Annotated in this window: 13 protein-coding genes; 5 read left to right on the top strand and 8 right to left on the bottom strand. The window is 68.3% G+C overall.

Annotated features, from left to right (window positions below):
- Positions 1 to 14: 14 nt before the first annotated feature.
- Both A9Z05_RS10170 and A9Z05_RS10165 read right to left on the bottom strand, forming a co-directional pair.
- Positions 15 to 1,097 carry a serine hydrolase gene (locus A9Z05_RS10170; protein ID WP_069617972.1) on the bottom strand — a complete coding sequence of 361 codons (1,083 nt, stop codon included), beginning with the start codon at positions 1,095 to 1,097 and terminating at the stop codon, positions 15 to 17.
- A 188-nt stretch (positions 1,098 to 1,285) separates the two neighbouring features.
- Positions 1,286 to 1,564 (bottom strand): hypothetical protein, encoded by a 279-nt coding sequence (locus tag A9Z05_RS10165; protein WP_069617971.1) that lies wholly within the window; start codon positions 1,562 to 1,564, stop codon positions 1,286 to 1,288.
- Between the two features lie 51 nt (positions 1,565 to 1,615).
- On the opposite strand from A9Z05_RS10165, the gene A9Z05_RS10160 reads away from it, so the two are divergent.
- Positions 1,616 to 2,491: a LysR family transcriptional regulator gene (locus A9Z05_RS10160; protein ID WP_069617970.1), complete on the top strand. Its 876-nt coding sequence runs from the start codon at positions 1,616 to 1,618 to the stop codon at positions 2,489 to 2,491.
- 71 nt (positions 2,492 to 2,562) lie between these two features.
- Positions 2,563 to 2,847 (top strand): transcriptional regulator, encoded by a 285-nt coding sequence (locus tag A9Z05_RS10155; RefSeq protein ID WP_141723395.1) that lies wholly within the window; start codon positions 2,563 to 2,565, stop codon positions 2,845 to 2,847.
- Positions 2,848 to 2,961: 114 nt separating this feature from the next.
- Here the strand turns inward: A9Z05_RS10155 and mgtA are convergent, their stop codons facing one another.
- A complete protein-coding gene (gene mgtA, locus A9Z05_RS10150) occupies positions 2,962 to 5,727 on the bottom strand; it encodes a magnesium-translocating P-type ATPase (RefSeq protein WP_084044185.1) in 2,766 nt (921 codons plus the stop codon).
- Between the two features lie 715 nt (positions 5,728 to 6,442).
- Positions 6,443 to 8,107, bottom strand: coding sequence for a S8 family peptidase (locus A9Z05_RS10145; RefSeq protein ID WP_069617969.1), 1,665 nt, complete (start codon positions 8,105 to 8,107; stop codon positions 6,443 to 6,445).
- Between the two features lie 419 nt (positions 8,108 to 8,526).
- On the opposite strand from A9Z05_RS10145, the gene A9Z05_RS10140 reads away from it, so the two are divergent.
- On the top strand, positions 8,527 to 9,423 hold the full coding sequence (locus A9Z05_RS10140; protein ID WP_069617968.1) for a glutamate/aspartate ABC transporter substrate-binding protein: 897 nt from the start codon (positions 8,527 to 8,529) through the stop codon (positions 9,421 to 9,423).
- A 75-nt stretch (positions 9,424 to 9,498) separates the two neighbouring features.
- On the opposite strand, the gene A9Z05_RS10135 is transcribed toward A9Z05_RS10140, so the two are convergent.
- Positions 9,499 to 10,038: a hypothetical protein gene (locus A9Z05_RS10135; protein WP_069617967.1), complete on the bottom strand. Its 540-nt coding sequence runs from the start codon at positions 10,036 to 10,038 to the stop codon at positions 9,499 to 9,501.
- A gap of 296 nt (positions 10,039 to 10,334) precedes the next feature.
- On the opposite strand from A9Z05_RS10135, the gene A9Z05_RS10130 reads away from it, so the two are divergent.
- Positions 10,335 to 11,582 (top strand): multidrug effflux MFS transporter, encoded by a 1,248-nt coding sequence (locus A9Z05_RS10130; RefSeq protein ID WP_069617966.1) that lies wholly within the window; start codon positions 10,335 to 10,337, stop codon positions 11,580 to 11,582.
- A gap of 21 nt (positions 11,583 to 11,603) precedes the next feature.
- Positions 11,604 to 12,125, top strand: a complete 522-nt coding sequence (locus A9Z05_RS10125) for a GNAT family N-acetyltransferase (protein ID WP_069617965.1) — start codon at positions 11,604 to 11,606, stop codon at positions 12,123 to 12,125.
- A gap of 29 nt (positions 12,126 to 12,154) precedes the next feature.
- Here A9Z05_RS10125 and A9Z05_RS10120 read toward each other — a convergent pair whose 3' ends face one another.
- The 3 genes from A9Z05_RS10120 to A9Z05_RS10110 all read right to left on the bottom strand — a co-directional run bounded on the left by A9Z05_RS10120 (position 12,155) and on the right by A9Z05_RS10110 (position 21,271).
- Positions 12,155 to 12,844: a hypothetical protein gene (locus A9Z05_RS10120; protein WP_069617964.1), complete on the bottom strand. Its 690-nt coding sequence runs from the start codon at positions 12,842 to 12,844 to the stop codon at positions 12,155 to 12,157.
- A 122-nt stretch (positions 12,845 to 12,966) separates the two neighbouring features.
- A complete protein-coding gene (gene pbpC / locus A9Z05_RS10115; protein ID WP_069617963.1) occupies positions 12,967 to 15,210 on the bottom strand; it encodes a penicillin-binding protein 1C in 2,244 nt (747 codons plus the stop codon).
- A 10-nt stretch (positions 15,211 to 15,220) separates the two neighbouring features.
- Entirely contained in the window at positions 15,221 to 21,271 is a 6,051-nt protein-coding gene (locus tag A9Z05_RS10110) for an MG2 domain-containing protein (protein WP_069617962.1), read from the bottom strand.
- Between the last annotated feature and the right edge of the window lie 174 nt (positions 21,272 to 21,445).

The following is a 21,445-nucleotide window of genomic DNA, read 5'->3' as shown; positions in this document are numbered from 1 at the left end:
CTGCCCGTGTGCGTTTACTGGATCGAGCAGGACAGCCAGCGATGGATTCTGATTGCGTCGCTCGATACGCCGGCACGCGTCGGTGCGCCGAGCAGCACGACCGTTTCGCGGCGGCCTTTCACGCGCATGCGCATCACGACGCCGTGCCCCGATTCGTTGATGAAGCCGGTTTTCTGCAGCCGGATCGGCAGGCGGCGGTAGCGCACGAGCGGGTCGGAATTCACGTATACGAGTTCGCCGTCGCCGGGGCGCACGGTGGTCGACAGATCGGTCGAGAAATAGCGGATCAGCGGATCCTGCGCGGCTGCGCCGACGAGCCGCGCGAGATCTTCCGCCGTCGACACGTTGTGCGGCGACAGGCCGGTCGGCTCGCGAAAGTGCGTATGCCGCATGCCGAGCCGGCGCGCTTCGCGGTTCATCGCCTGCACGAACGCCGCGCGCCCGCCCGGATAGTCGCGGCTAAGCGCGGCGGCCGCGCGGTTCTCCGACGACATCAACGCGATATGGAACATGTCGCGGCGCGACAGTTCCGAGCCGACCTGCAGGCGCGAGCCGGTGAACTTGATCGTGTCGCGATCGCGCGCGGTCACGCGCAGCACGCCGTTCAGCGGACGATCGGCGTCGCGCGCGACGACGGCCGTCATCAGTTTCGAGATCGATGCGATCGGCCGTACGGTGCGTGCGTTGCGCGCGAGCAGCGGGGTGCCGGAATCGACGTCGAGCACATAGGCCGCGCGTGAATGCAGCGACCCGACCGCGCGCGGGGTGTAGCCGCAACGGGCGAGCAATTTCGGTTTCGCGGGCGCGCGCGGTCGCACGGCGGTCGTGCGTTTCGCGCGCCGCTGCTGCGATGCGGGTGCCGCGTGGCGTTGGGCCGCTTGATGCGTCACGCGCGAGCGACGACGCTTGACGGCCTTTTTCTTGCGATGGGGTGTCTTCTTGACGGCCTTCGCATGGGCATGCGGTTGCGCATGGGCGGTGCGATGCGGCTGCACGCGTTGCGCGGACGCATTCGCGGCGAATGCGAGCAGCAGGAACGACAGGGCGAGGATCAGGGTGGTCCGGGCGCGAGGCAGGCGCGCGATGAGGCCGGTCAAGCGAAAGTCTCCTTTTCACGCGCGATGCGGCTGCGCGCAATGCGTGGGCGGTCAGCGGGTGCGGGAAATTATACGGTCGATCGCGGGGCGATGACGATTGGATGACGCGCGATACGGGAGGGTTCCGGTCGCTTTTGCGCTGCCGGGCAAGCGGTGGGCGTGGCGTGAAAGGCGGGCAGATACGCGGTTCAGCGCGGCCAGTTCCGCCGCGACACGACCGCGAAACTGATCGCGATCGAACCGGTCATCGCACGCGGCGTCGCGTCTTCCAGCGCATCGCCGAAGCGAAAGCGACGACTGCGCCCGTCGGTACGTTCGGCACGACGCTTCCGTGCGCGGGTATCGACAGCAGCGGCGCATTCGCTTGCATCAGGGACATCGGATGACGGCTCGGCCACGCAGTCGGCCGCTGGATCGAGGGACATGAAAGTGCGTTCCGGGAAGGGCATGTCCGTATTGAACGCCATTGCATTCGATCGGTAAAATGAATCTTTCGATCATTACGATTCCGTTAAAGAATGGAACTGAAGCTGCTTCGCACGTTCCTGACGGTGACCGAGTTGTGCCATTTCAGCCGTGCGGCCGACGCGCTGCACATGAGCCAGCCCGCGCTCAGCAAGCAGATCGGCGCGCTCGAGGCGAGCCTCGGCGGCAAGCTGTTCGAGCGCGGCCGGCATGGCGCGGAACTGACGCCGTTCGGCGAACGCTTCCTGCCCGACGCGCAGGCGCTCGTACGCGATGCCGACGAAATCCTGGCGCGTGCGCGGGAAGCGACGAGCGGCCAGCGCGGGCATTTGCGGCTCGGCATCTGCCTGTCCGTGCTCACGCTCGTGCCGAAACTGATCGCCGAATTCCGTCGTCGCAATCCGGGTATTGCGGTGACGCTGAGCGACCTGTCGTCCTCCGAACAGACGCGCCGGCTGCACGCCGGCAAGCTCGACGCCGGTTTCCTGCGTCTGCCTGCCGACGAAGGCTTGTCGTCGTTCAAGGTGACCGACGAAGCGCTCGCGCTCGCGGTGCCGCCGCATCTCGGCTTCAAGCGCGTGCCGGCCAACCTCGACGTGCTCAACGAGATCGGCTTCATCGCGCTGCAGCGGGCGCGCGGCCCCGGGCTGGCCGCGCAGATCGACCGGTGGTGCGTCGAGCGCCGCTTCGTGCCGCACGTGATGCAGCAGGCGGAGGACGTGCAGTCGGTGCTGACGTCGGTCGCGGCCGGCGTCGGCGTCGCGTTCATCCCGTCGAGCGCGCAGTACCTGCTGCGCGACGCGACGGTGCTGCCGCTCGACGGCCGGGACGCGAAGTGGCGCGTGGGGCTCGCATGGCGGGCCGAGCGCGACGATCCCGTCACCACGCGTTTCGTGTCGTTCATGCGCGCCGCACTCAAGGGCGCGTGACGCGGCGTATAGTGCTCGCGATGGTTGTCTCCATGCATGCCGGCCCGACGCCGGCCGACGAACCCGAACCGATGACTTCAGAATCCGACGAATCCCCGCTCGATCCCGCACTCGTCGCCACGCTCGCGACGCTGAACGAAGCCGCGAGCGATCCGGCCGGAAAGCCGTGGTCGCTGCCGAAGATCGCAAAGCGCACGCAATTGCCCATGAGCACGCTGCGGCGCGTGCTGACGCAGCTGGACGCCGCGGGCCTGAGCGCGACGACGCTGAACGAGGACGGTACCGGCAGCGCCGTGCTGACCGACGAAGGGCGCGCGGTGTGCGCGCAGCTGTTCGGCGCGAACGATGCCCAATGAACGAAAAACGGGCCGCTGATGCGGCCCGAGGCATAGGGGTGGCTCGACGCGGACGTCGCGCCGGCCCGTTCGTCGCTCGCGAGCACGGGCCGGCGCATCGTCATCCGCGCGCCATCAAAACCACTGCTTGTAGCGACGCACGTAGATCGTCTTGACGATCTGCGCGAGCACGATGTAGCCGACCATCGTCGCGGCGAGCCACAGCCAGTAGGTGCTTGGCAGGTGCATGAAGCCGAGCGCTTGCGCGAACGGCGAGAACGGCAGCCAGCAGCCGATCGCGATCGCGGTGAAGGTCGACAGCAGCACCGGCAGCGACGCCGTGCTCTGCAGGAACGGGATCTTCTGCGTGCGCAGCAGATGCACGACGAGCGTCTGCGACACGAGGCTCTCGATGAACCAGCCCGAATTCATCACGATCTGGCCGCTCGCACCGCCGTTCAGGTGATACAGCGCGCCCGCACCGAACACGGTCCACATCAGGACGTACGTCGTGATGTCGAATACCGACGACGTCGGCCCGACCCACAGCATGAAGCGGCCGATGTTGCCGGCCTCCCACTTGCGCGGCTTCTTCAGGAACTCGCGGTCCATCTTGTCCCACGGCAGCAGCATCTGAGACGTGTCGTAGATCAGGTTCAGCACGAGCAGCTGCGTCGCGAGCATCGGCTCCCACGGCAGGAACGCGCTCGCGACGAGCACCGAGAACACGTTGCCGAAGTTCGAGCTGGCGGTCATGTTCAGGTACTTCAGGATGTTGCCGAACGTCTCGCGGCCCTTGATCACGCCTTCCTCGAGCACCATCAGGCTCTTCTCGAGCAGGATGATGTCGGCGGTTTCCTTCGCGATGTCGGCGCCGCTGTCGACCGAGATGCCGACGTCCGCGTCGCGCAGCGCGGGCGCGTCGTTGATGCCGTCGCCGAGGAAGCCGACCGTGTGGCCGTTCGCCTGCAGCGCCTTGACGATGCGCGCCTTCTGCAGCGGCGTGAGCTTCGCGAACACGGTCGTGCGTTCGACCACCTGCGCGAGCGTTGCGTCGTCGAGCGTCTCGATTTCGGCGCCGAGGATCGGCTTGCCGGGTTCGAGGCCGACCTGGCGGCACACCTTCACCGTGACGGTCGGGTTGTCGCCCGTCAGCACCTTCACCGCGACACCGTTCTCGCGCAGCGCGGCGAGTGCCGGCGCGGCCGATTCCTTCGGCGGATCGAGAAAGGTCAGGAAGCCGCGAACGACGAGATCGTGTTCGTCGGCGGTGCGGTATTGCGCGCGTTCGTCGCCGCGCGGGATCGTGCGCGTGGCGAGCACGAGCACGCGGAAGCCGTCCTCGTTGTACGCGGTGGCCTGTTCGAGCAGCCGCTTGCGGGCCACGAAGTCGAGCGGGCGCACGCCGTCCTCATCCTGCACGTGCGTGGATACCGCCAGCATTTCCTCGACCGCGCCCTTGCAGATCAGCAGATGCGTGCCGCGCGTATCCTCGACGACGACCGACAGGCGGCGCCGCACGAAGTCGAACGGCAGTTCGTCGATCTTCTTGTAGCCCTGCGGCTTCACGCGTTCGCCGATCTCGTCGGCGCGCGCGACGATCGCGATGTCGATCAGGTTCTTCTGGCCGCTCTGGTGGAAGCTGTTCAGCCAGCCGAGCCGCAGGATTTCCTCATTCTTGTGACCGGACAGGTCGAGGTGGTGTTCGAGGATGATCTTGTCCTGCGTGAGCGTGCCGGTCTTGTCGGTGCACAGCACGTCCATCGCGCCGAAGTTCTGCACCGAGTTCAGCCGCTTGACGACGACCTTGCGGCGCGCCATCGCGACCGCGCCGCGCGCGAGGTTCGCGCTGACGATCATCGGCAGCATCTCGGGCGTGAGGCCGACGGCCACCGCGAGCGCGAACGTGAGGGCGCTCAGCCAGTCGCCCTTGGTCAGGCCGTTGATCATGAACACGATCGGCACCATCACGAACATGAACTTGATCAGCAACCAGCTCACGCTCGCGACACCACGGTCGAAGCTCGTCTCGATGCGCTTGTGGCTCACGACGTTGCGCGCGAGCGAGCCGAAGTACGTGTCCTCGCCGGTCGCGACGACGACGGCCGTCGCCGTGCCGCTGACGACGTTGGTGCCCATGAAGCAGACGTTTTCGAGATCGAGCAGAGACGCCGGTGCGTCGTTCGCCGCGCCGGTCGCATGCGTGCCCGCGGATTTGCCGGCCACCGCGCCGAGCGTGTCGTACTTCTCGACGGGCAGCGCCTCGCCGGTCAGCACGGCCTGGCTGATGAACAGGTCGCGCGATGCGAGCAGGCGCACGTCGGCGGGGATCATGTCGCCGGCGGAAAGATGCACGATGTCGCCGGTCACGACTTCGCGCATCGGCACCTCGCGGCGCGCGGGCTCCGACGTGTCCGTCAGGGCGCGCTGCACGGTGGCCGTCGTGCGGACCATCGCCTTGAGCTTCTCGGCCGCGCGCAGCGAACGGAATTCCTGCACGAAGCGCAGCAGCGCGCTGATCGTGACCATCGTCAGCAGGATCGTCATGCCGACGTAGTCGCGATCGTCGGGCGCCGCGAAATAGACGTCGGTGCAGAAGCTGATGGCGGCCAGCACCAGCAGCACGTAGACGAACGGATTGTGGAACGACAGCAGCAACTGGCGGGTCCAGTGCGGCGGCTTGTCGTGCGCGATTTCGTTCGGGCCGTCGTGCTGCAGGCGGTCGGCGGCCTGGTCGTAGGTAAGGCCGCGCGTGCTGGTGCGCAGCGACTTCAGCGTGTCTTCAAGCGGGCGGGCTGCTTCCTGCGCGGCGCGCATGATGCGCGGTTCGTTCTGCCGGCCGGCGCCGGCCTTGATGAAGCCGCGCTGTTTCTTGTGCGAGGTGTTGTGTCGTGTCGTCATGAGTCGCTCCTTGCGCACGAGGCGGCGGGCGGGGAGCGGCCGTGACGTTATCGACGCACGCACGCTCCCCGCCGCGTCGCGTCAGGCGCGATCGGCTGTGGGTCGGTAAAGGCGGGAACGCTCGCCGGCGCGCGGGATGCGGACGGCGTGTCGATGCGCAGCGTCGCACCGGCGAGCGGTAATCGACTACTGTCGTCTGAGTTCATCTGCACTCCTGTCGGTTGCGGATTGTCGGCGCGGGCGATCGGCAGCGGCGCGCGCAATGACGCGCGCGGCCGGACGGCACGCGAACGGAGGGCGCACGCGGCTGGCGCCGCGTGTAACGCGAACGCACACGCGCGACGGCGCGTCGCGTGCATTCGACAACATCGAAAATTCGGCGGGAGATCTGGCCGGTAGTCAGGCCGGAAGGACGCCGCATCCTGCTTCCCGGGATGCGGCAGAAGACGAGGCTCTGCGCGTTTTCCTCAGGCAGCAGTCAAGTTGGTGACGCACCAACTACAACTCGCATCGGTGTTCACAGAACACTCCATGTAATGAGACCGGGGCGATGGTAATGGCTCGCTATGCGAAGCGTCAACCCTTTTGTCAGGCGTTATTTCGAGATACTTGATCGTGCCGGTACGCGTTCGCGGGCGTGTGCGGCAGCCCGTCATGAAACAGCCGCGCGCATGCCATGTCGGCATGCGCGCGGCCGTGTCGAACGAGGTGCCGGTTACTGGTTCGCGGTCGCGACGGCGGCCCCTGCATCGAGGATGCCCGAGCCCGCCGGCAGCGCGGTGCACGACGTGCCGGCCGCGAGTTTCGCCGCGCGCGTGCCGCCTTGCAGCTTCTGCAGGATCTGCGCGGGCGTGAGGTTGCCGTTGACCGACAGCATCAGCGCGGCGACCCCCGTCACCTGCGGCGCCGCGAGGCTGGTGCCGTTCGCGGGGCCATAGGTGTCCGAGCCCGGCGTCGTCGTGCCGGTGTTCGACGTCGACACGATGTTGACGCCGGGCGCGCTCAGCGCGACGTCGGCGCCGAAGTTGCTGAACGAGGCGCGTCGGCCCGTCGCGTCGGTCGCGGCGACGGTGATCACGCCGCGGCAGTTCGCGGGCTGGTCGAGCCCGGTCGACAGGCCGTCGTTGCCGGCCGCGACGACCACGGTCACGCCCTTCGCGGTCACGTCGTCGATCGCCTGCTGGAACGTCGTGCTGCATGCGCCGACCCCGCCGAGGCTCAGGTTGATGATCTTCGCCGGCCGCGGGTTCGTCGGTACGCCGGCCACGGTGATGCCGGCTGCCCAGCGCATGCCGTCCGCGATGTCGCTCGTCACGCCGCCGCACTTGCCGAGTACGCGCACGGGCAGGATCTGGCCGAGCCACGATACGCCGGCGACGCCGGTGCCGTTGTTGGCGGTCGCGCCGATCACGCCCATCACGCGCGTGCCGTGCCAGCTGCTGTTGCTCGGCTGGCTTGCGCAGTGATAGTACGGGCCGTTGACGTTGTCGAGCTCCTGCTGCGTGACCCAGTCGCCCGGATCCGTTGCGTCCGGGCCGCGCGTCAAGCCGTTGTTGCTGGTGTTGACGTTGCTGATGAAGCTGTAGCCGGACAGCAGGTTGCCGACGAGATCGCCGTGCGGCCGATAGCCGGTATCGAGCACGGCGGTGACGACGGTCGGCGAACCCTTGGTCACGTTCCACGCCGGTGGCAGGTTGATGCCGGCGGCCGGGTCGGACAGGTACCACTGCTGGTTGTAGAGCGGATCGCTCGGCGTGTCGCGGATCTGCATCGGGTGATCCGGTTCCGCGTAGTCGACATCGCTGTCGGCCGCGAACGCCTGTGCGAGCGCGGCGGCATCGGCGGCGGCCATGCGCTGGCCGAGCGACAGCACGGTCGCGCCGCTCGAGATCGTTCGTTCGACCTGTACGTTCACCGGCGTTGGCGCAACCGTGCTCGCGTACGCGCGTGCGTTGCCGGTCACGGGCGCCGTCCAGCGCGTCATCGCGCGCTGGATCACCGCATCGAGTCGCGAGCCGTTGTCGATGGTCGCCATCGCGCGGGTGGCCGTCAGCGTTTTGAGCTTGACGATGAGGTGATCGACCGGCGGCTCGACCGGCGCCGTTTGCGCGGCCATCTGTGTGGCGGCCTGCTGCGACGTGCACGTATTGCCGCCGGTCGACGCCGGCGGGGCGGGCGCGGGTGCGGGAGCAGGCGTCGGAGCGGGCGCCGGCGTGGGCGTCGGTGCGGGTGCCGCGTTGGACGAAGACGGGTTGCTGCCGTCGCCGCCGCCTCCGCCGCAACCGGCGAGGGGCAGGAGAGCGGCGGCGGACAGCATACCGGCGAGCATGCGCGCATGGGCCGGACGGGCCAGCGCGAAATTGAAGCGTTTGGCTTTCATATTGAAAGTCGATCCTCGAAGATAACCGTCGTGCCGGCGGTGGTGCCTGGTCCGGCGTAAACCGGACCTTGTTTTTGTTCGGCGCACCCAGGGCTGCTGCGACGCGCCATGCATTGGGTAACGGCTGATGAGGCGGCTTCTTGAATATGTTTTGTGTGAAAAAGGTGCGGGACGCAAACGATTGCGATGCTGTCCTGCAGCATGAACACCCGTTTGGAACGGATGATCTGTGCATCGGGTGCAAGACTGCGGGCAGACGGCCCAAGCCAAACGTGCGGCGCAGGCGCTTTTGCGCGGCGCGGAAACGATTTCTCTCGGTGAGGCCCGAGACAGAGGGCGCTTGACGCTTTCCCCGATGCGGTGCGAATTTTGTTGGGCGTACGATCGCGATTCGATCGAGGTTTCGTCAGGAGAAAAGCATGGATTACCGCTTCCGTTGGCTGGCTGTCGCGTTGTCCTGCGCGCTGGCGGGCACCGCCCACGCGCAGGCCCTCACCGGTACGCTGAAGAAGATCAAGGACACGGGCGTCGTGTCGCTGGGCATCCGCGAGTCGTCGGTGCCGTTCTCGTATTCGGACAACCAGCAGAAGAACATCGGCTATTCGCGGGACATCGCGTCGCGCATCATCGACCAGTTGAAGACGGATCTGAACGTGCCGAACCTCGCGGTGAAGGAGATTCCGATCACGTCGCAGAACCGGATTCCGCTGCTGCAGAACGGGACGATCGACTTCGAATGCGGCTCCACGACGAATACGCTAGAACGGCAAAAGCAGGCCGCGTTCTCGAACAGCATCTTCCTCTACGGTATCCGCTTCAGCACGCGCAAGGATTCGGGCGTGAAGGACTTCGCAGACCTGGCCGGCAAGACGGTCGCGACGACGGCCGGCACGTCGGACGAGCGCCTGCTGCGCAAGCTCAACGAAGAGAAGGCGATGAACATGACGATCATCAGCGCGAAGGATCATGCCGAAGCGTTCATGAACGTCACGACCGGGCGCGCGGTCGCGTTCGTGATGGACGAGCCGCTGCTGTACGGCGAAATCGCGAAGGACCGCAATCCGGGTGCGTATACGGTCGCGGGCACGCCGCTCGTTCACGAAAACTACGCGTGCATGATGCGCAGGGACGATCCGGCGTTCAAGCGTGTCGTCGACGGCGTGATCGCGAAGATGCAAACCTCGGGCGCGGCCGAGAAGCTGTACGACCAGTGGTTCATGCAGCCGATTCCGCCGAAGGGCGTGAGCCTCAACTATCCGCTGTCGGCGGAGATGAAGCAGCTGTTCAAGAATCCGACGGATCAGGCGCAGTACTGATTCGGCCGTTGCAATGAAAAACCGCCGGCACGTGCCGGCGGTTCGAGCGCAGAGCGCCGAGCGGCGCGAAGCGCGTCAGGCCTTGATTTCCGGGCCGCGCGCCACGGGGGCGGCGGGTGCGGCCGGCGTTGCCGGCGCCGCCGACGGCATCGGCGGCTGTGCCGGGACGATGACGAGCACCGGTTGGGGAGCGGCCCACGCCGGTATCGCGAACCCGACCGGCTGCGGCATCGGCATCGCGAACGCGTTGGCGAGCGCGATGTGCTGCAGCGCCATCATCTGCTGCTGCATCGCGACCATCTGCGCCTGCGCCGCCTGCATCCGGTACTGCGCGGCCTGTATTTGCCGCAACGCCGCCGCTGGCGGCATGCCGCCCGACGACGTCTGCATCTCGAAGCTCGCGCCGCCTTGCGGGCTACGCCAGCTCCACGTGCTGACCTTCATCGGGCCGACGTCCGTCTGGACGACGCGCGTTTCGGCTTTCACGGGCACGGCCTGCCCGTCGACATTGACGAACATCGGTTGGGCGGCCGCCGCCGCGCCGGCCTGTCCGGCCAGCGCGAGCACGGGCGCCAGCGCCAGCGTGCCCGCCGCCATATACGAACGGAATCGCATCTTCGTATCTCCATCAAACGAGACTGATCGAATCAACAATGACGTACGGCTCACGGAGTGAGCCATCCAGGACAATGCGGCCGTCGGCTTAAATCAACATTAAAATCGCCGCCCGCCGGCCCGATCCGCGCATTTCAGGACGTGCCGCAGTCGGCATTCAACCTCGCCCGCGCCAGGGGGAATCCTGTCGTCGGGTGCAACAACAGGCACAATACGGAATTCGTCACCACCGCACGCATGTTCGGCATTCGAACATTGACGGTGCGGCCTGCTGCCCGACCTCCTTCCCAGTCGTCATGAACGCCACGCCCACTCCCGCGCGCGAGTCGAATTCGCCGCGCTTCCTGCTGTTCCTGATCTGCCTGTTCGCGTCCGCCGGCCAGCTCGCGATCGACATCTACGTGCCCGCGCTGCCCGACATGGCCCGTTCGTTCGCGACCACGCCGCAGGCGATCCAGTCGAGCGTGTCCGGCTACATGGCGGCTTATGCGCTCGGCCAGCTGATCTTCGGGCCGATCGCCGACGCCTACGGACGCAAGCGCGTGCTTGCGTTCGGGCTCGTGATCTACACGATCGGCTGTCTGCTGTCGCTCGGCGCGCCGAACCTGGAGACGTTCGTACTCGCGCGCTGCCTGCAGGGCTTCGGGATCGCGACCACCAACCTGCTCGCGAAGGCGATCATCACCGATTCGTTCTCCGGCCAGGCGTTGATGCACGCGTTCACGTACATGTCGATCGCGTGGGGGCTGGCGCCGATCATCGCGCCGGTGATCGGCGCGCACCTGCAGGAATGGTTCGGCTGGCGCGCGTGCCTCGTGTTCCTGCTGGTCTACTCGCTGGCGATGTGGGCGCTGCTGTGGCGCTACCGCGAAACCTTGCCGAAGCCCGTGCATCTCGTGCCGCGCACGCTGATGGCGAACACGGGCAAGGTGCTGGCGAGCCCGGTGTTCCAGAGCTGCTTCCTCGCACAGGGGCTGTGCTACAGCATCCTGCTGGTGTTCAACATCGTCGGGCCGTTCATGGTGCAGACCACGCTGCACAAGCCGCCGACCTTCTTCGGGTATCTGGCGCTCGGCATCGGCCTCATGTATTTCCTCGGCGGCCTGTCGAACCGGATTCACGGCCGCGGGCTGCCGAGCGCCGAGCAACGGCTGCGTATCGGCGCGCGCGTGATGGCGGGCGCATCGATCGCGATGCTGGTGCTGGCGCTGACCATCGGCCTGCGCGTGTGGACGCTTGCGACGCCGGTGCTCGTGATGGGCTTCTGCGCGGGCGCGATGTATCCGACGCTGATGGCGAAGGGCAATTCGCTGTTTCCGCATATCGCCGGCCTGACGAGCGCGATTCTCGGCTGTGCGCTGCTGCTCGTGTCGTCCGCGATGATGGGCCTGGCCGGTTTCGTGTCGATTCACGTGCTGACGCCGCTCGCGGTGTTCTTCGTCGCGTTGTCGTTCATCGTCGTGTGGATGGTGACGAAGCTGCTGCGGTATCTGTCGCAGCAGCAGGCGGCGCCGGTGGTGTGCGGGAGCGGGGAGGCGGCGTAAGCGCCGGCTCGCGATCGACTCATGAACCGTATCCTGCTGAACCGCGTCGCCCGGTCCGACGCCGCCGACCTGATCGTCGCCAACCGCGCGAGTCGGAGTCACCATTTGCCGTGGGTCGATTCGTTCATCGACCAGGCCGGGTTCGATCAATGGTTCGCCCGCTGCCTGACGGGGCCGAACCTCGGATTGGTCGCGCGCGAGCGGGCGTCGGGCGCGGTGGTCGGCGTGGTGAATCTCAACGAGATCGTCGGCGGCGTGTTTCAGAGCGCTTATCTTGCGTACTACGGAATGGCGGATTTCAGCCGCAAGGGGCTGATGACGGACGCGTTGCGCGCGGCGATCGACGTCGCGTTCGGCGAACTCGGGCTGCACCGGCTCGAAGCGAACATCCAGCCGGGCAACCATGCGTCGATCGCGCTGGTTCGACGGCTCGGGTTCAGGCAGGAGGGATTTTCGCCGCGCTATCTGCGCATCGGCGGCGAATGGCGCGACCACGAGCGTTGGGCGTTACTGGCCGACGACGTGCGTGAAGCCGGCGCCTGACGGTCGATTCCCGTTCCGTCTCGCGTCGCTTACAGCGGATGCGCGGCCCCGGCCTGCTGCAACAGCGACACGGCCACCGGGTCCGGCAGTCCGTTCGAATCGATCGCCCCGGCCTTGCCCAGCGCAACGAGATCGCTGTCGACACCCGGTTGTCCGACCACGAACGACGTGGTCAGGAACGCCGGCGCCGCGAGCGTGACCGCATAGCGCTGCTGCAGGTTCGTCACCACGGCCGATTGCGCGGCCTGCACGGTGTCCGGGCTGTTCATCGCGCGCTGGTAGCGCAGGGTGCCCTGGAAATTGCCGATCAGCCCGGCCGTGTTCGTCCCCAGTTGCGCCGCGAGATAGACGAGCAGCAGTTCGGTCTCGGGCGTCGTGTTGAAGGTGCCGCCCGCGTACGCGAGCGAATGCAGGCTTGCGCCGCCCGACGCCACGGTGATCACGCACGGCGGCGCCGCGTTGAGCGTCACATGGTAGTTGCCGCCGCCGTCCGTCAGCGTCGTCGCCGAGCCCGCCGCGCAATTGACCGTGACTTGCGCGCTCGCCAGCGCATCGCCCGTCGCGGCCGTGCCCGACAGCGAGACGGTTTGCGTGTTGTCGTTGAAGCACGCGTCGACGCCGAAGCAGGCCTCGCCGTTGCAGGCCTGGAGGGCGGCGAGCGTTGCAACGCACAAGGCGCCCAGCGCGGGGCGGGTGAACCGCGTAATGCGAATGTTCATGGTCGCGGGCAATCCGAAAGAATGAGGCAACCGGTGCGCGTGGGGGAATGCGGCGCTGTTGTCATTCTATGTCGTGATCCGGGGAAAGCGAATACGGCTGGCCAGCAAGCCGGTTCGCCGGCTCACGGCTTGCGTGCGGCCGGCTTCGCAAATGCGCCGCGCACCTCGAAGCCGATCGCATCGGCGACGTTGCCGCGCGCATCGACGAGTTCGAGCCGGTGCCGGCCCGGCCACGGCAGCCACGCGACGCGATCGGCATGGCCGATCACCTTGTCGTCGAGCCGCCACGCGAACTTCGCCGCGTGCCCGGCCGATCGCTCGAACCAGATCCGCTGGTTCTTCGGCGGAATGTCGGGGTCGATCGCGAAGATCGTGCCGTCGGTCGGCGCGCCGATCGTCAGCGGCGCCCGTGCGCCGCCCTTGCCCGGCGTGACGGGCGCCGCGAGCCGGATCGTGTCGACCGCCGTGCCCGCGATGAACCATTCGTTGCGTGCCGGCTCGATGTCGCGCTCGAACACGATCCGGCGCGTCTCGACGCCGGCCGGCGCGCGCGGCGCACGGCTCGGCAGGTCGCGGTGCAGGTAGCCGACGACGGCCGACCACACGGGCGACGCGCCCGTGACGCCCGACACGTCCCACATCGGCGAGCCGTCCGCATTGCCGACCCACACGCCGACCGTATAGCGCGACGTGAAACCGATCGTCCAGTTGTCGCGCATGTCCTTGCTCGTGCCGGTCTTGACCGCCGAGAAGAAGCGCGTCGCGAGCGGGTTGTCGAAGCCGAACGTGCGCACGCGCGCGTTGTTGTCGGACAGGATGTCGGTGACGACGAAGCTGGCCGCCTCGCTGAACACGCGCGTGCCGGTGTCCGCCCCCGCGGGCGCCGATGCGCCGGATGCCGGCGTCGGCGCCGTGGCCGGCAGGTCGACCACCTTGCGCGCGACGCCGCCGTTCGCGAGCGCGCGGTATGCATTGGTCAGCGACAGCAGCGTGACGTCCGCACTCCCGAGCGCGAGGCTGAAGCCGTAGTAATCGCCTTCCTGCGCGAGCGGCAGGCCGAGCGCGGTCAGCGTGCGCGCGAAGCGGTGCGGCGTGACGAGCACGAGCGTGCGCACGGCCGGCACGTTCAGCGAGCCGCCGAGCGCGCTGCGCACGCTCACCCAGCCCTTGAAATCCTTGTCGTAATTCTGCGGAATATAGAGGCCGCCGCCGGCCGCGAGGTTGATCGGCGCGTCGTCGAGCAGCGATGCGGCCGTCAGCCGTTTCTCGTCGATCGCCTGCGCATAGAGGAACGGCTTGAGCGTCGAACCGGCCTGGCGCGGCGCGAGCACGGCATCGACGTCGCGCGCGCTCGACAGCGCCCCCGACGAGCCGACCCATGCGCGGATCTCGCCGGTCGCGTTGTCGATCACGACGACCGCGCCGTCCTGCACGTTGCGCCGGTGCGCGGGCGCATTGAGTTCGGTCAGCGCGCGCATCAGCGTGTCCTGCGCGAAGCGCTGTAGTGGCGCATCGAGCGTCGTGCGGACCTGCGCGCCGGCCACCGGCTTGACCTCGGCCGCGATGCGCCGCGCGAAGTGCGGGGCGAGGGCGGCGCCGTCGTCGCGTACCGCGTTGGCCGGGCGCGCGGTGACGAGCTGCACGTAGCCGTCGAGTGACGCGCATGCCTGCGCGGCCTGCATGTCGCGCAGAATCCGGCACGCGCGTTCGGCGATCTTTGCCGGGGCCGCGTTGGGCGCGCGCACGAGTGCGGCGGCGATCGCGGCCTCGCGTGCGTCGAGGCCCGACGGCGCCTTGCCGAACAGCACCTGCGACAGCGCGCCGAGCCCGATCGTTTCGCCGCGGAACGGCACCAGGTTCAGGTACGCCTCGAGGATCTGGTCCTTGCGCCAGCTGCGTTCGAGCCACAGCGCGCTCACAGCCTGCGTGGCCTTCTGCGGCAGCGAGCGCTGGCCCGAACGGCGCGGCGAATCGCTGAGCAGGCCCGCGAGCTGCATCGTGACGGTCGACGCGCCGCGCGTGCGCTCGTTCCACAGGTTGCCCCACGCGGCGCCGGCAATCCCGCGCCAATCGACGCCGCTGTGTTCGTAGAAGCGCTTGTCCTCGGACACGACGATCGCCTCGCGGAACGCGGGCGATACGTCGGCGAGCGATACCCAGTCGCCGCGCCGTTCGGCGAGGTCGATGCGCGTGCGCTGCAGCGGCGTGCCGTCGCGCGCGAGCAGCACCCAGTCGGAGCTGCGCCAGTTGCGTCGCACGTCGTCGTAGCCGGGCAGCGCGTGCGCGACGAGCGGCGCGGCCAGCACGACGGCGACGAATACGCGGCCGGCGAAACGCGCCGGCCGCGGCAAGGCCAGATCGATCATCGCGGTCTCGTCACTTGCCCGCGTCGGCCGGCTTCACGGTCATCGGCGGGTTCGGCCACAGGCCGTACACGGACGGCGCATACAGCGCCTCGACGCGCGTCGGCGGCAGCCCGAACGTGCCGACGTTGTTCAGCCGCACCGTGTACTCGACCGAGAATTTACCCTTCGGCAAATAGTCGAAGTACGCGCGGTAGCCGTCGAAGTCGCGCTCGATGAACGTCGGCCATGCGCCGTCGGGCGTTTTCTCGCCCTGCGTCGCGGCTTCGGAATCGCGGCCGAGGCCCGATCCGAGGATCGTCGCGCCGGACGGGATCGGATCGTTGACGGCGACCCACGTCATGTCGCTCTGCGCGTCGATGTCGAGATGCACGCGCACGACGTCGCCTCGCGTCAGCACGCCCTTGACGGCCGGCGACACGGGCGTGACGGTCTTCGTGATCCGGTAGCCGGCCGCGAACGGCGCGCGCAGCGGTACGGCCGCGAGGCTTTCGACCGTGGCCCACGGGCGGCCCGTACCGTCTTGCGCGACCGACAGCGTGGCCGGTCCCTGCGACGCACGCGGCCACGGCATCAGTACGCTGCGCGCGGCAGCCGCGCGGGTCGCCGGTGTGGCTGAAGCCGGCGCATCGGCGGGCGCGGCCGACGCCGCCTGCGACCACGAGATCGAGCGCTCGTCGCCGCCCAGCGCAACCTTCGTCGCGCCGGTGACCGGCGTGCTCTCGTAGGTCCGCGAGAAGCGCTCGACCGCGAGGAGGCCGAGCGCGTTCGACGTGGTCGTCTGCCACGCGCCCTGACGTTGCAGCGCGAGCAGGCCGGCGGTCACGCGCGGCATTTCGTCCTTCCATGCCGGGTCGCCCGCGAACTCCAGCGCGAGACGCGCGGCGTTGGTCTCGTTGCTCGTCATCAACCACCACAGGTCGTCGTCGCGCGCGGTCGAGAACACGAGCTGCGTGCCCTGGTACGTCAGGCGCGCCCGCAGGATCTGGTCGACCTGAGCGCGTTTCTCGTCGCGTTGCGGGATGTCCTTCACGCGCGTCAGGATCGCGTGATAGTCGATCACCGCCGACGTCGGCCACTGGTTCGGCGCGATCTCGATCGAACCGAGCATGCGGCCCTGCGCGGCGCCGTAGCGCGACAGCGCCTCGATCGCGGCGAGCTTGCGCAGGTCGCGATCCTGGCGCGGCGCCCACGCGTTGCGCTCGAGGCGGCCGTCGACGAAGCGCGCGAGCCCGGCCTCGAGCTGCGTGCGCAGGTCTTCCGGCAGCGCGAAGCGCGGATCGAGGCGGCTGGCTTCGTCGGACACCACGAGCAGGTACGACGACAGCGTCGGGCTGCCGTGGTGCGAATCGTCGGACGACGGCGGGAAGTAGCTCGCCAGCCCGTCGCTGTCGAGATAGACGGGCATGCGCGCGATCAGCGCCTGCCATTGCGCGGGGTCGCGCAGCCCGATCGCACGAGACGTCTGCTGTTCGAGGCAGCGATACGGATAGCGCTCGAACCAGCGCCGCACGCCGGGCAGGCCGTCGGCGAGCTTCGACTGCAGCGACACGGCGATGCCGCCGCGCGGTACCCCTTGTGCGTTGCTCACCGCGCCGGCCGGGGCCGCGACGGGCACCGTCAGCGTGCCGTCGACCTGCGCGAGCGTCGCCTGCTGCACGGTCACCGGCAGCGCGGGCACGACCTTCTGCGCGACGGCCAGCGCGTCGGACGCGCGCTTGCCGCCTTGCTCGGCCGCCTCGATGCGCCAGTTCAGCGCACCGGCCGCGTCGAGCGCCTGCTCGGGCACGGTGATCGTCCACGCGACCTCGGTCGCCGCATTCGCGGCCAGCGACACGGTTTGCGGTGCGACGTCGAGGCCCGTCACGCGCGGCGTCACGACGACCTGCATCGCGCGGTCAGTCGTGTTGCGCAGCGTGACCTGCGCACGGAACGCGTCGCCTTCGCGTACGAGTGGCGGCAGGCCGGAGATCAGTTGCAGATCCTGCGTGCTGCGGATCGACGTGCTGCCCGTGCCGAAACGGTCGGGGCCGACCGCCGCGATCGCGACGATCCGGAAGCGCGTGAGCGCGTCGTTCAGCGGCACGTCGACGGTTGCGCTGCCGTTCGCGTCGAGCGTCACGCGCGGGTTCCACAGCAGCAGCGTGTCGAACAGCTCGCGGGTCGGCGCGCTGCCGCCGCCGCCGCCGGCCGGCACGGCCTTGCGGCCGAAGTGACGGCGGCCGACGATTTCCATCTGCGCGGTGGCCGTCTCGACGCCGTACGCGCGCCGGCGCAGCATTGCGTCGAGCAGGTCCCAGCTGTTGTTCGGCATCAGTTCGAGCAGCGCTTCATCGACGGCCGCGACGGCGATCTGCGTGCCCGCCGGTGCCGGCTGGCCGTTCGGCAGCGTGACCTTCACGTGCGCCTGCGCCTTGCTGCGTACGGTGTAGCGGGTCGCGTCGGTCGTCACGGTCACGCCGAGGCGATGAACGCCCGTGCCGACCTTGATCTCGCCGAGGCCATAGCGGAACGCGGGCTTCGACAGGTCGACGAACGCGGTCGGCGCCTCGTAGTGGCGGCCTTCGCGCCAGAACGCGCGCGCCCATTCGACCGGCGCCTTCCAGCCCCACGTGAAGAACGAATACCACGGCACCTCGCGAATCCGCCCGCGCAGCGCGAGTACCGACACGTAGACGTTGGGCCCCCACGATTCGCCGACCTTCAGGTCGACGGTCGGGTTCTTGCCGTTCAGCTCGACGATGTGCGTTTCCATCACGCCGCCGCGCTCGACCGCGACGAGCGCGGTCGCGTAGCGGAACGGCATGCGCACCTGGAAGCGGGCCGTTTCGCCCGGTTCGTACGATGTTTTCTCGGGGATCACGTCGATCCGGTCGGTATTGTCGCCGCCGAACCAGAGTTCGTCCTCGCGCGTGACCCATACCGACGTCGACGCATTCGACGTGCGGCCGTCGCCGTCCTTCGCGACCGCGATCAGCTGCACGTTGCCGGCCTGCTCGAGCGTCGCGTCGCAGGCCATGCGGCCCTTGTCGTCGGTCTTGCCCGAGCACAGCACGCCGAGGTCGCGTGTATCGCTCTTGTTGTCGTACGCATAGAAGCCGCCGACCATCCGCTTGCGCGACGACGTCGTGATGCGCGCGACGCCCTTGATCTCGATCGGCACCGACGCGCGCGGCTTGCCCTGCAGGTCGACCGCCAGCGCCTGCACCGGCACGCGCTGGCCGACCGACACCCAGCGGCCGGCCTTGATGCCGGCCACCACCGCGGCCGGCCACAGGATCGTGTCGCCGCGGATCGTCTGCACTTCGCCGTTCGGGTCCGCGAACGTCGCCTCCAGCGCGATGCGCTTCGGTGCGTCGACGTCCGGCAGGCCCTTGAGCGTGACCGAGCCCGCGCCGTTGCGGTCGAGCGTCAGCGGCAGCTTGTCGGCGATCAGCTTCGTCGCGTCGGGATCGTTGCTCGACGCCGCCGACGACGCGCTGTCGCCGTCCTGCGCATCGTCGTCGGCATTGCCGTCGCTCGTGTCGGGGCGATACGGCGTGAAGCTGAAATCCTCGAAACGATCCGCGAACGGCGGCGACGCCCATTTCATCAGCGCCGACACCTGCACGGGCAGGTTCGATGCGCCGCCGCCCGACACGTAGTCGATCTGCACCGCGAGCGGCGCTTCCTTGACGGCGACGAGCGGGCTCTTCTGCGCGTCGCGCGCGCCGATCGAGCCTTTCAGCACCGGCAGGCGGAACGCCTCGACGCGGAAGCTGCCGCTGTAGTAGGTGGCGGTCGGCGCATCGTCCGGGCCGCCTGCGAGCTCGACGCTGTATTCGCCGAGCTTCGCGGCGGCCGGCAGCGTGAACTGCGAATCCGCGCTGTGGTCGGCCGCCCACGTGAGGGGCAGCTTGTAGGTCTGGCCCGTGCCGAGGTGGCGGATCGTCACGCGCGTCGGGTATTGCGACGGGAACGCGAGGCTCTGCAGCGTTTCGGTGCGGATGAAATGCTTCATCGACACGGTTTCGCCGGCGCGCAGCAGCGTGCGGTCGAACACCGTATGCGCGCGCACGGTCGGTGCGCTGTCGGTGTCGGTCGGCACGTTGAAGCGCCAGGATTCGATCCCGCGGTTCCAGCCCGAGCTGACGAACGCCATGTCGGGGCCCGTCTTCGGATCGTCGACGCGCGCCGACACGAAGTAGTCGTCAAAGCGCTGTTCCGACGAACTGCATGCGCGCTTCGGCTCGAACGGCCCGTCGATCTTCAGCAGGCCCTGCGCGTCGGTCTTGCCGGCCGCGATTTCGTCGCCGTTGCAGTCCGACACGCGGATCTGCGCATTCGGCACCGGCTTGCCCTTGTCGAGCGTCGTGACCCACACGAGGTTGTTCTCGCGGGCCTGTTTCAGATGCACGCCGAGGTTCGTGACGAGCACGGTGGTGCGCACGTACATGCTCGACGGCTTCGCGAGCAGCGAGCGGCCGAGCGCGGGCGATGCGAGTTCGAGCACGTAGAAGCCGGGCTTGTCGATCGGCACGCCGACCACTTCGAACGGGCGCAGCGCTTTCGGATCGGCCTTCGGCAGCGTCAGCACCTGCGCGCCGGGCTCGCCCTTGAGCAGCGACAGCGAACGCACGTCGATGCGGCGGTTTTTCGGCGCGGGCTGCTTTTCACCCGCCTCGAGCGGCACGTAGACCGGGTGTTGCCCCTTGCGTTCCAGCAGGCCGGGAATCTGGCTGTCGATCGAGCCGGCCGTCATCGACCAGTTGTCGAAGCGATCGACGGTGCGCATCCATTGACGGATCGCGGTGTCGTTCTCGACCTTCAGGTTCGCGAATTGCGCGCCGCCCGCATTGAGGCCGGCGATATGCAGGTCGGCCTCGACGTTGCGCAGCGTGACGGGCACGAGCGCGGGCGTATCGGGTTCGGCGAAGCGCTCGACGATCCCGAAGGTGCCCGACGAGAATTTCGCGAGCGGCGGCATCGGCGCGGTGCGCGTCGCGAGCGGGAACAAATCGGCGTTGGACAGCGGCCGGTCGGTCACGTCGCGCAGGCCCGACGGCAGCTCGACTGTCAGGCCGGCCTGCGCCGGCAGCGGCGGGTTGAACGTGACGGTCGTCACTTCCTCGCTGTGATCGTCGGCCGCGAAGGTCGGCGACAGCGAACCGTCGGGACCGCGCAGCTTGATCGCTTCGGCCTGCTTGCGCGAGATCGGCGCGTTGAACGACAGCGTGAGCGGGCGCAGCGGCGTGCACGGCGCCTTCGCGTTCTCGCGTTCGCACGAGAAGCTCGCGGCGAACGGTGCGCGCACGGTGAAATCGAAGCGCCGTTCGGTTTCGTTCGCGATGCCGCTCGGGCTCGCGACGCCCTTGCCGTATACGAGCTGCATCTTCGCGCTCGCCGGCAGCGCCTGCGAGCACGACAGTGTCAGCACCCGCGCGGCCTCCTTCTTCAGCCCGAAATGGTCGAGCAGCGCGTTGCGCGTATCGTCGTCGGCCGCCGTGACGGGAATGCGGTTGCCGATGCCGGCCGCTTCGCACCAGATGTTCGCGAGCGCCGAACGCGGCTCGGCCGGGCCGTTCAGCTTCATCACGAAGACCTGCCGCTCCTCGATCTCGCGGGAGCCGGGGCGCACCGACACCGGGAACGGGCCACCCGTCTGGAACGTGAAGCGGCGCGGGCCGCTGGCCGCATTGCCGGCGACCGAGCGCAGCGTGTCGTTGAGCGCGACCGAGCAGCGTACGCCGGGCGGCAGGTCGCTTTCGAAATCGTAAACCCAGGTCTTGTCGTCGAGCCAGTGGCCCGAACCGCGCGCGGCGGTCGAATCGTTGCAGGTCACGCGCGCCGGACTCGGCGCGGAGGCCGAGCCGAAGGCGACCATCGGTTCGTCGAACTTGACGACGCTTTGCCGGACTTCGGTGACGGTGCCTTGCGGCGACACGCTCACCGTGCGCGCCGCGCCCGCATGCAGCGACAGCGCCGCCGCGCCGCCGAGCGCCGCGACGGCGCCGATGCGCCAGAGCAGCCGGGTCGTGTGGTTGGTTTGGTTGGTTTCTTTGTTGTGCTTGTCGCGCTGCTTCATCGCTCGATTGCCCTCGGAGGGAAGCTTTCTGTTTGATTGCACGGGATTCTAACCGACCGCCGTGCGCGCGCAGCGCGGCATGCAGGTGCAGTGTGTGGTCGGCACGCGACACGGGTATGCGTGCAACGGATCTGTCGCGCCGACGACACAAAATTGCAGCGAAATGTCGATTGT

Origin of the sequence: Burkholderia sp. A2 (genome assembly GCF_001729305.1) — a bacterium.
In the GTDB taxonomy this organism is placed as follows: Bacteria; Pseudomonadota; Gammaproteobacteria; order Burkholderiales; family Burkholderiaceae; genus Burkholderia; species Burkholderia sola.
Note: the sequence above shows the minus strand (reverse complement) of the source record. Positions and strands in the feature narration are given on the sequence as shown.

What these genes read in the sequence shown, in the direction of transcription:
- A9Z05_RS10165 (WP_069617971.1), bottom strand. Translation starts at nt 1,564, where the DNA reads ATGGCGTTCAATACGGACATGCCCTTCCCGGAACGCACTTTCATGTCC.
- A9Z05_RS10160 (WP_069617970.1), top strand. Translation starts at nt 1,616, where the DNA reads ATGGAACTGAAGCTGCTTCGCACGTTCCTGACGGTGACCGAGTTGTGC.
- A9Z05_RS10155 (WP_141723395.1), top strand. Translation starts at nt 2,563, where the DNA reads ATGACTTCAGAATCCGACGAATCCCCGCTCGATCCCGCACTCGTCGCC.
- mgtA (WP_084044185.1), bottom strand. Translation starts at nt 5,727, where the DNA reads ATGACGACACGACACAACACCTCGCACAAGAAACAGCGCGGCTTCATC.
- A9Z05_RS10145 (WP_069617969.1), bottom strand. Translation starts at nt 8,107, where the DNA reads ATGAAAGCCAAACGCTTCAATTTCGCGCTGGCCCGTCCGGCCCATGCG.
- A9Z05_RS10140 (WP_069617968.1), top strand. Translation starts at nt 8,527, where the DNA reads ATGGATTACCGCTTCCGTTGGCTGGCTGTCGCGTTGTCCTGCGCGCTG.
- A9Z05_RS10135 (WP_069617967.1), bottom strand. Translation starts at nt 10,038, where the DNA reads ATGCGATTCCGTTCGTATATGGCGGCGGGCACGCTGGCGCTGGCGCCC.
- A9Z05_RS10130 (WP_069617966.1), top strand. Translation starts at nt 10,335, where the DNA reads ATGAACGCCACGCCCACTCCCGCGCGCGAGTCGAATTCGCCGCGCTTC.
- A9Z05_RS10125 (WP_069617965.1), top strand. Translation starts at nt 11,604, where the DNA reads ATGAACCGTATCCTGCTGAACCGCGTCGCCCGGTCCGACGCCGCCGAC.
- A9Z05_RS10120 (WP_069617964.1), bottom strand. Translation starts at nt 12,844, where the DNA reads ATGAACATTCGCATTACGCGGTTCACCCGCCCCGCGCTGGGCGCCTTG.
- pbpC (WP_069617963.1), bottom strand. Translation starts at nt 15,210, where the DNA reads ATGATCGATCTGGCCTTGCCGCGGCCGGCGCGTTTCGCCGGCCGCGTA.
- A9Z05_RS10110 (WP_069617962.1), bottom strand. Translation starts at nt 21,271, where the DNA reads ATGAAGCAGCGCGACAAGCACAACAAAGAAACCAACCAAACCAACCAC.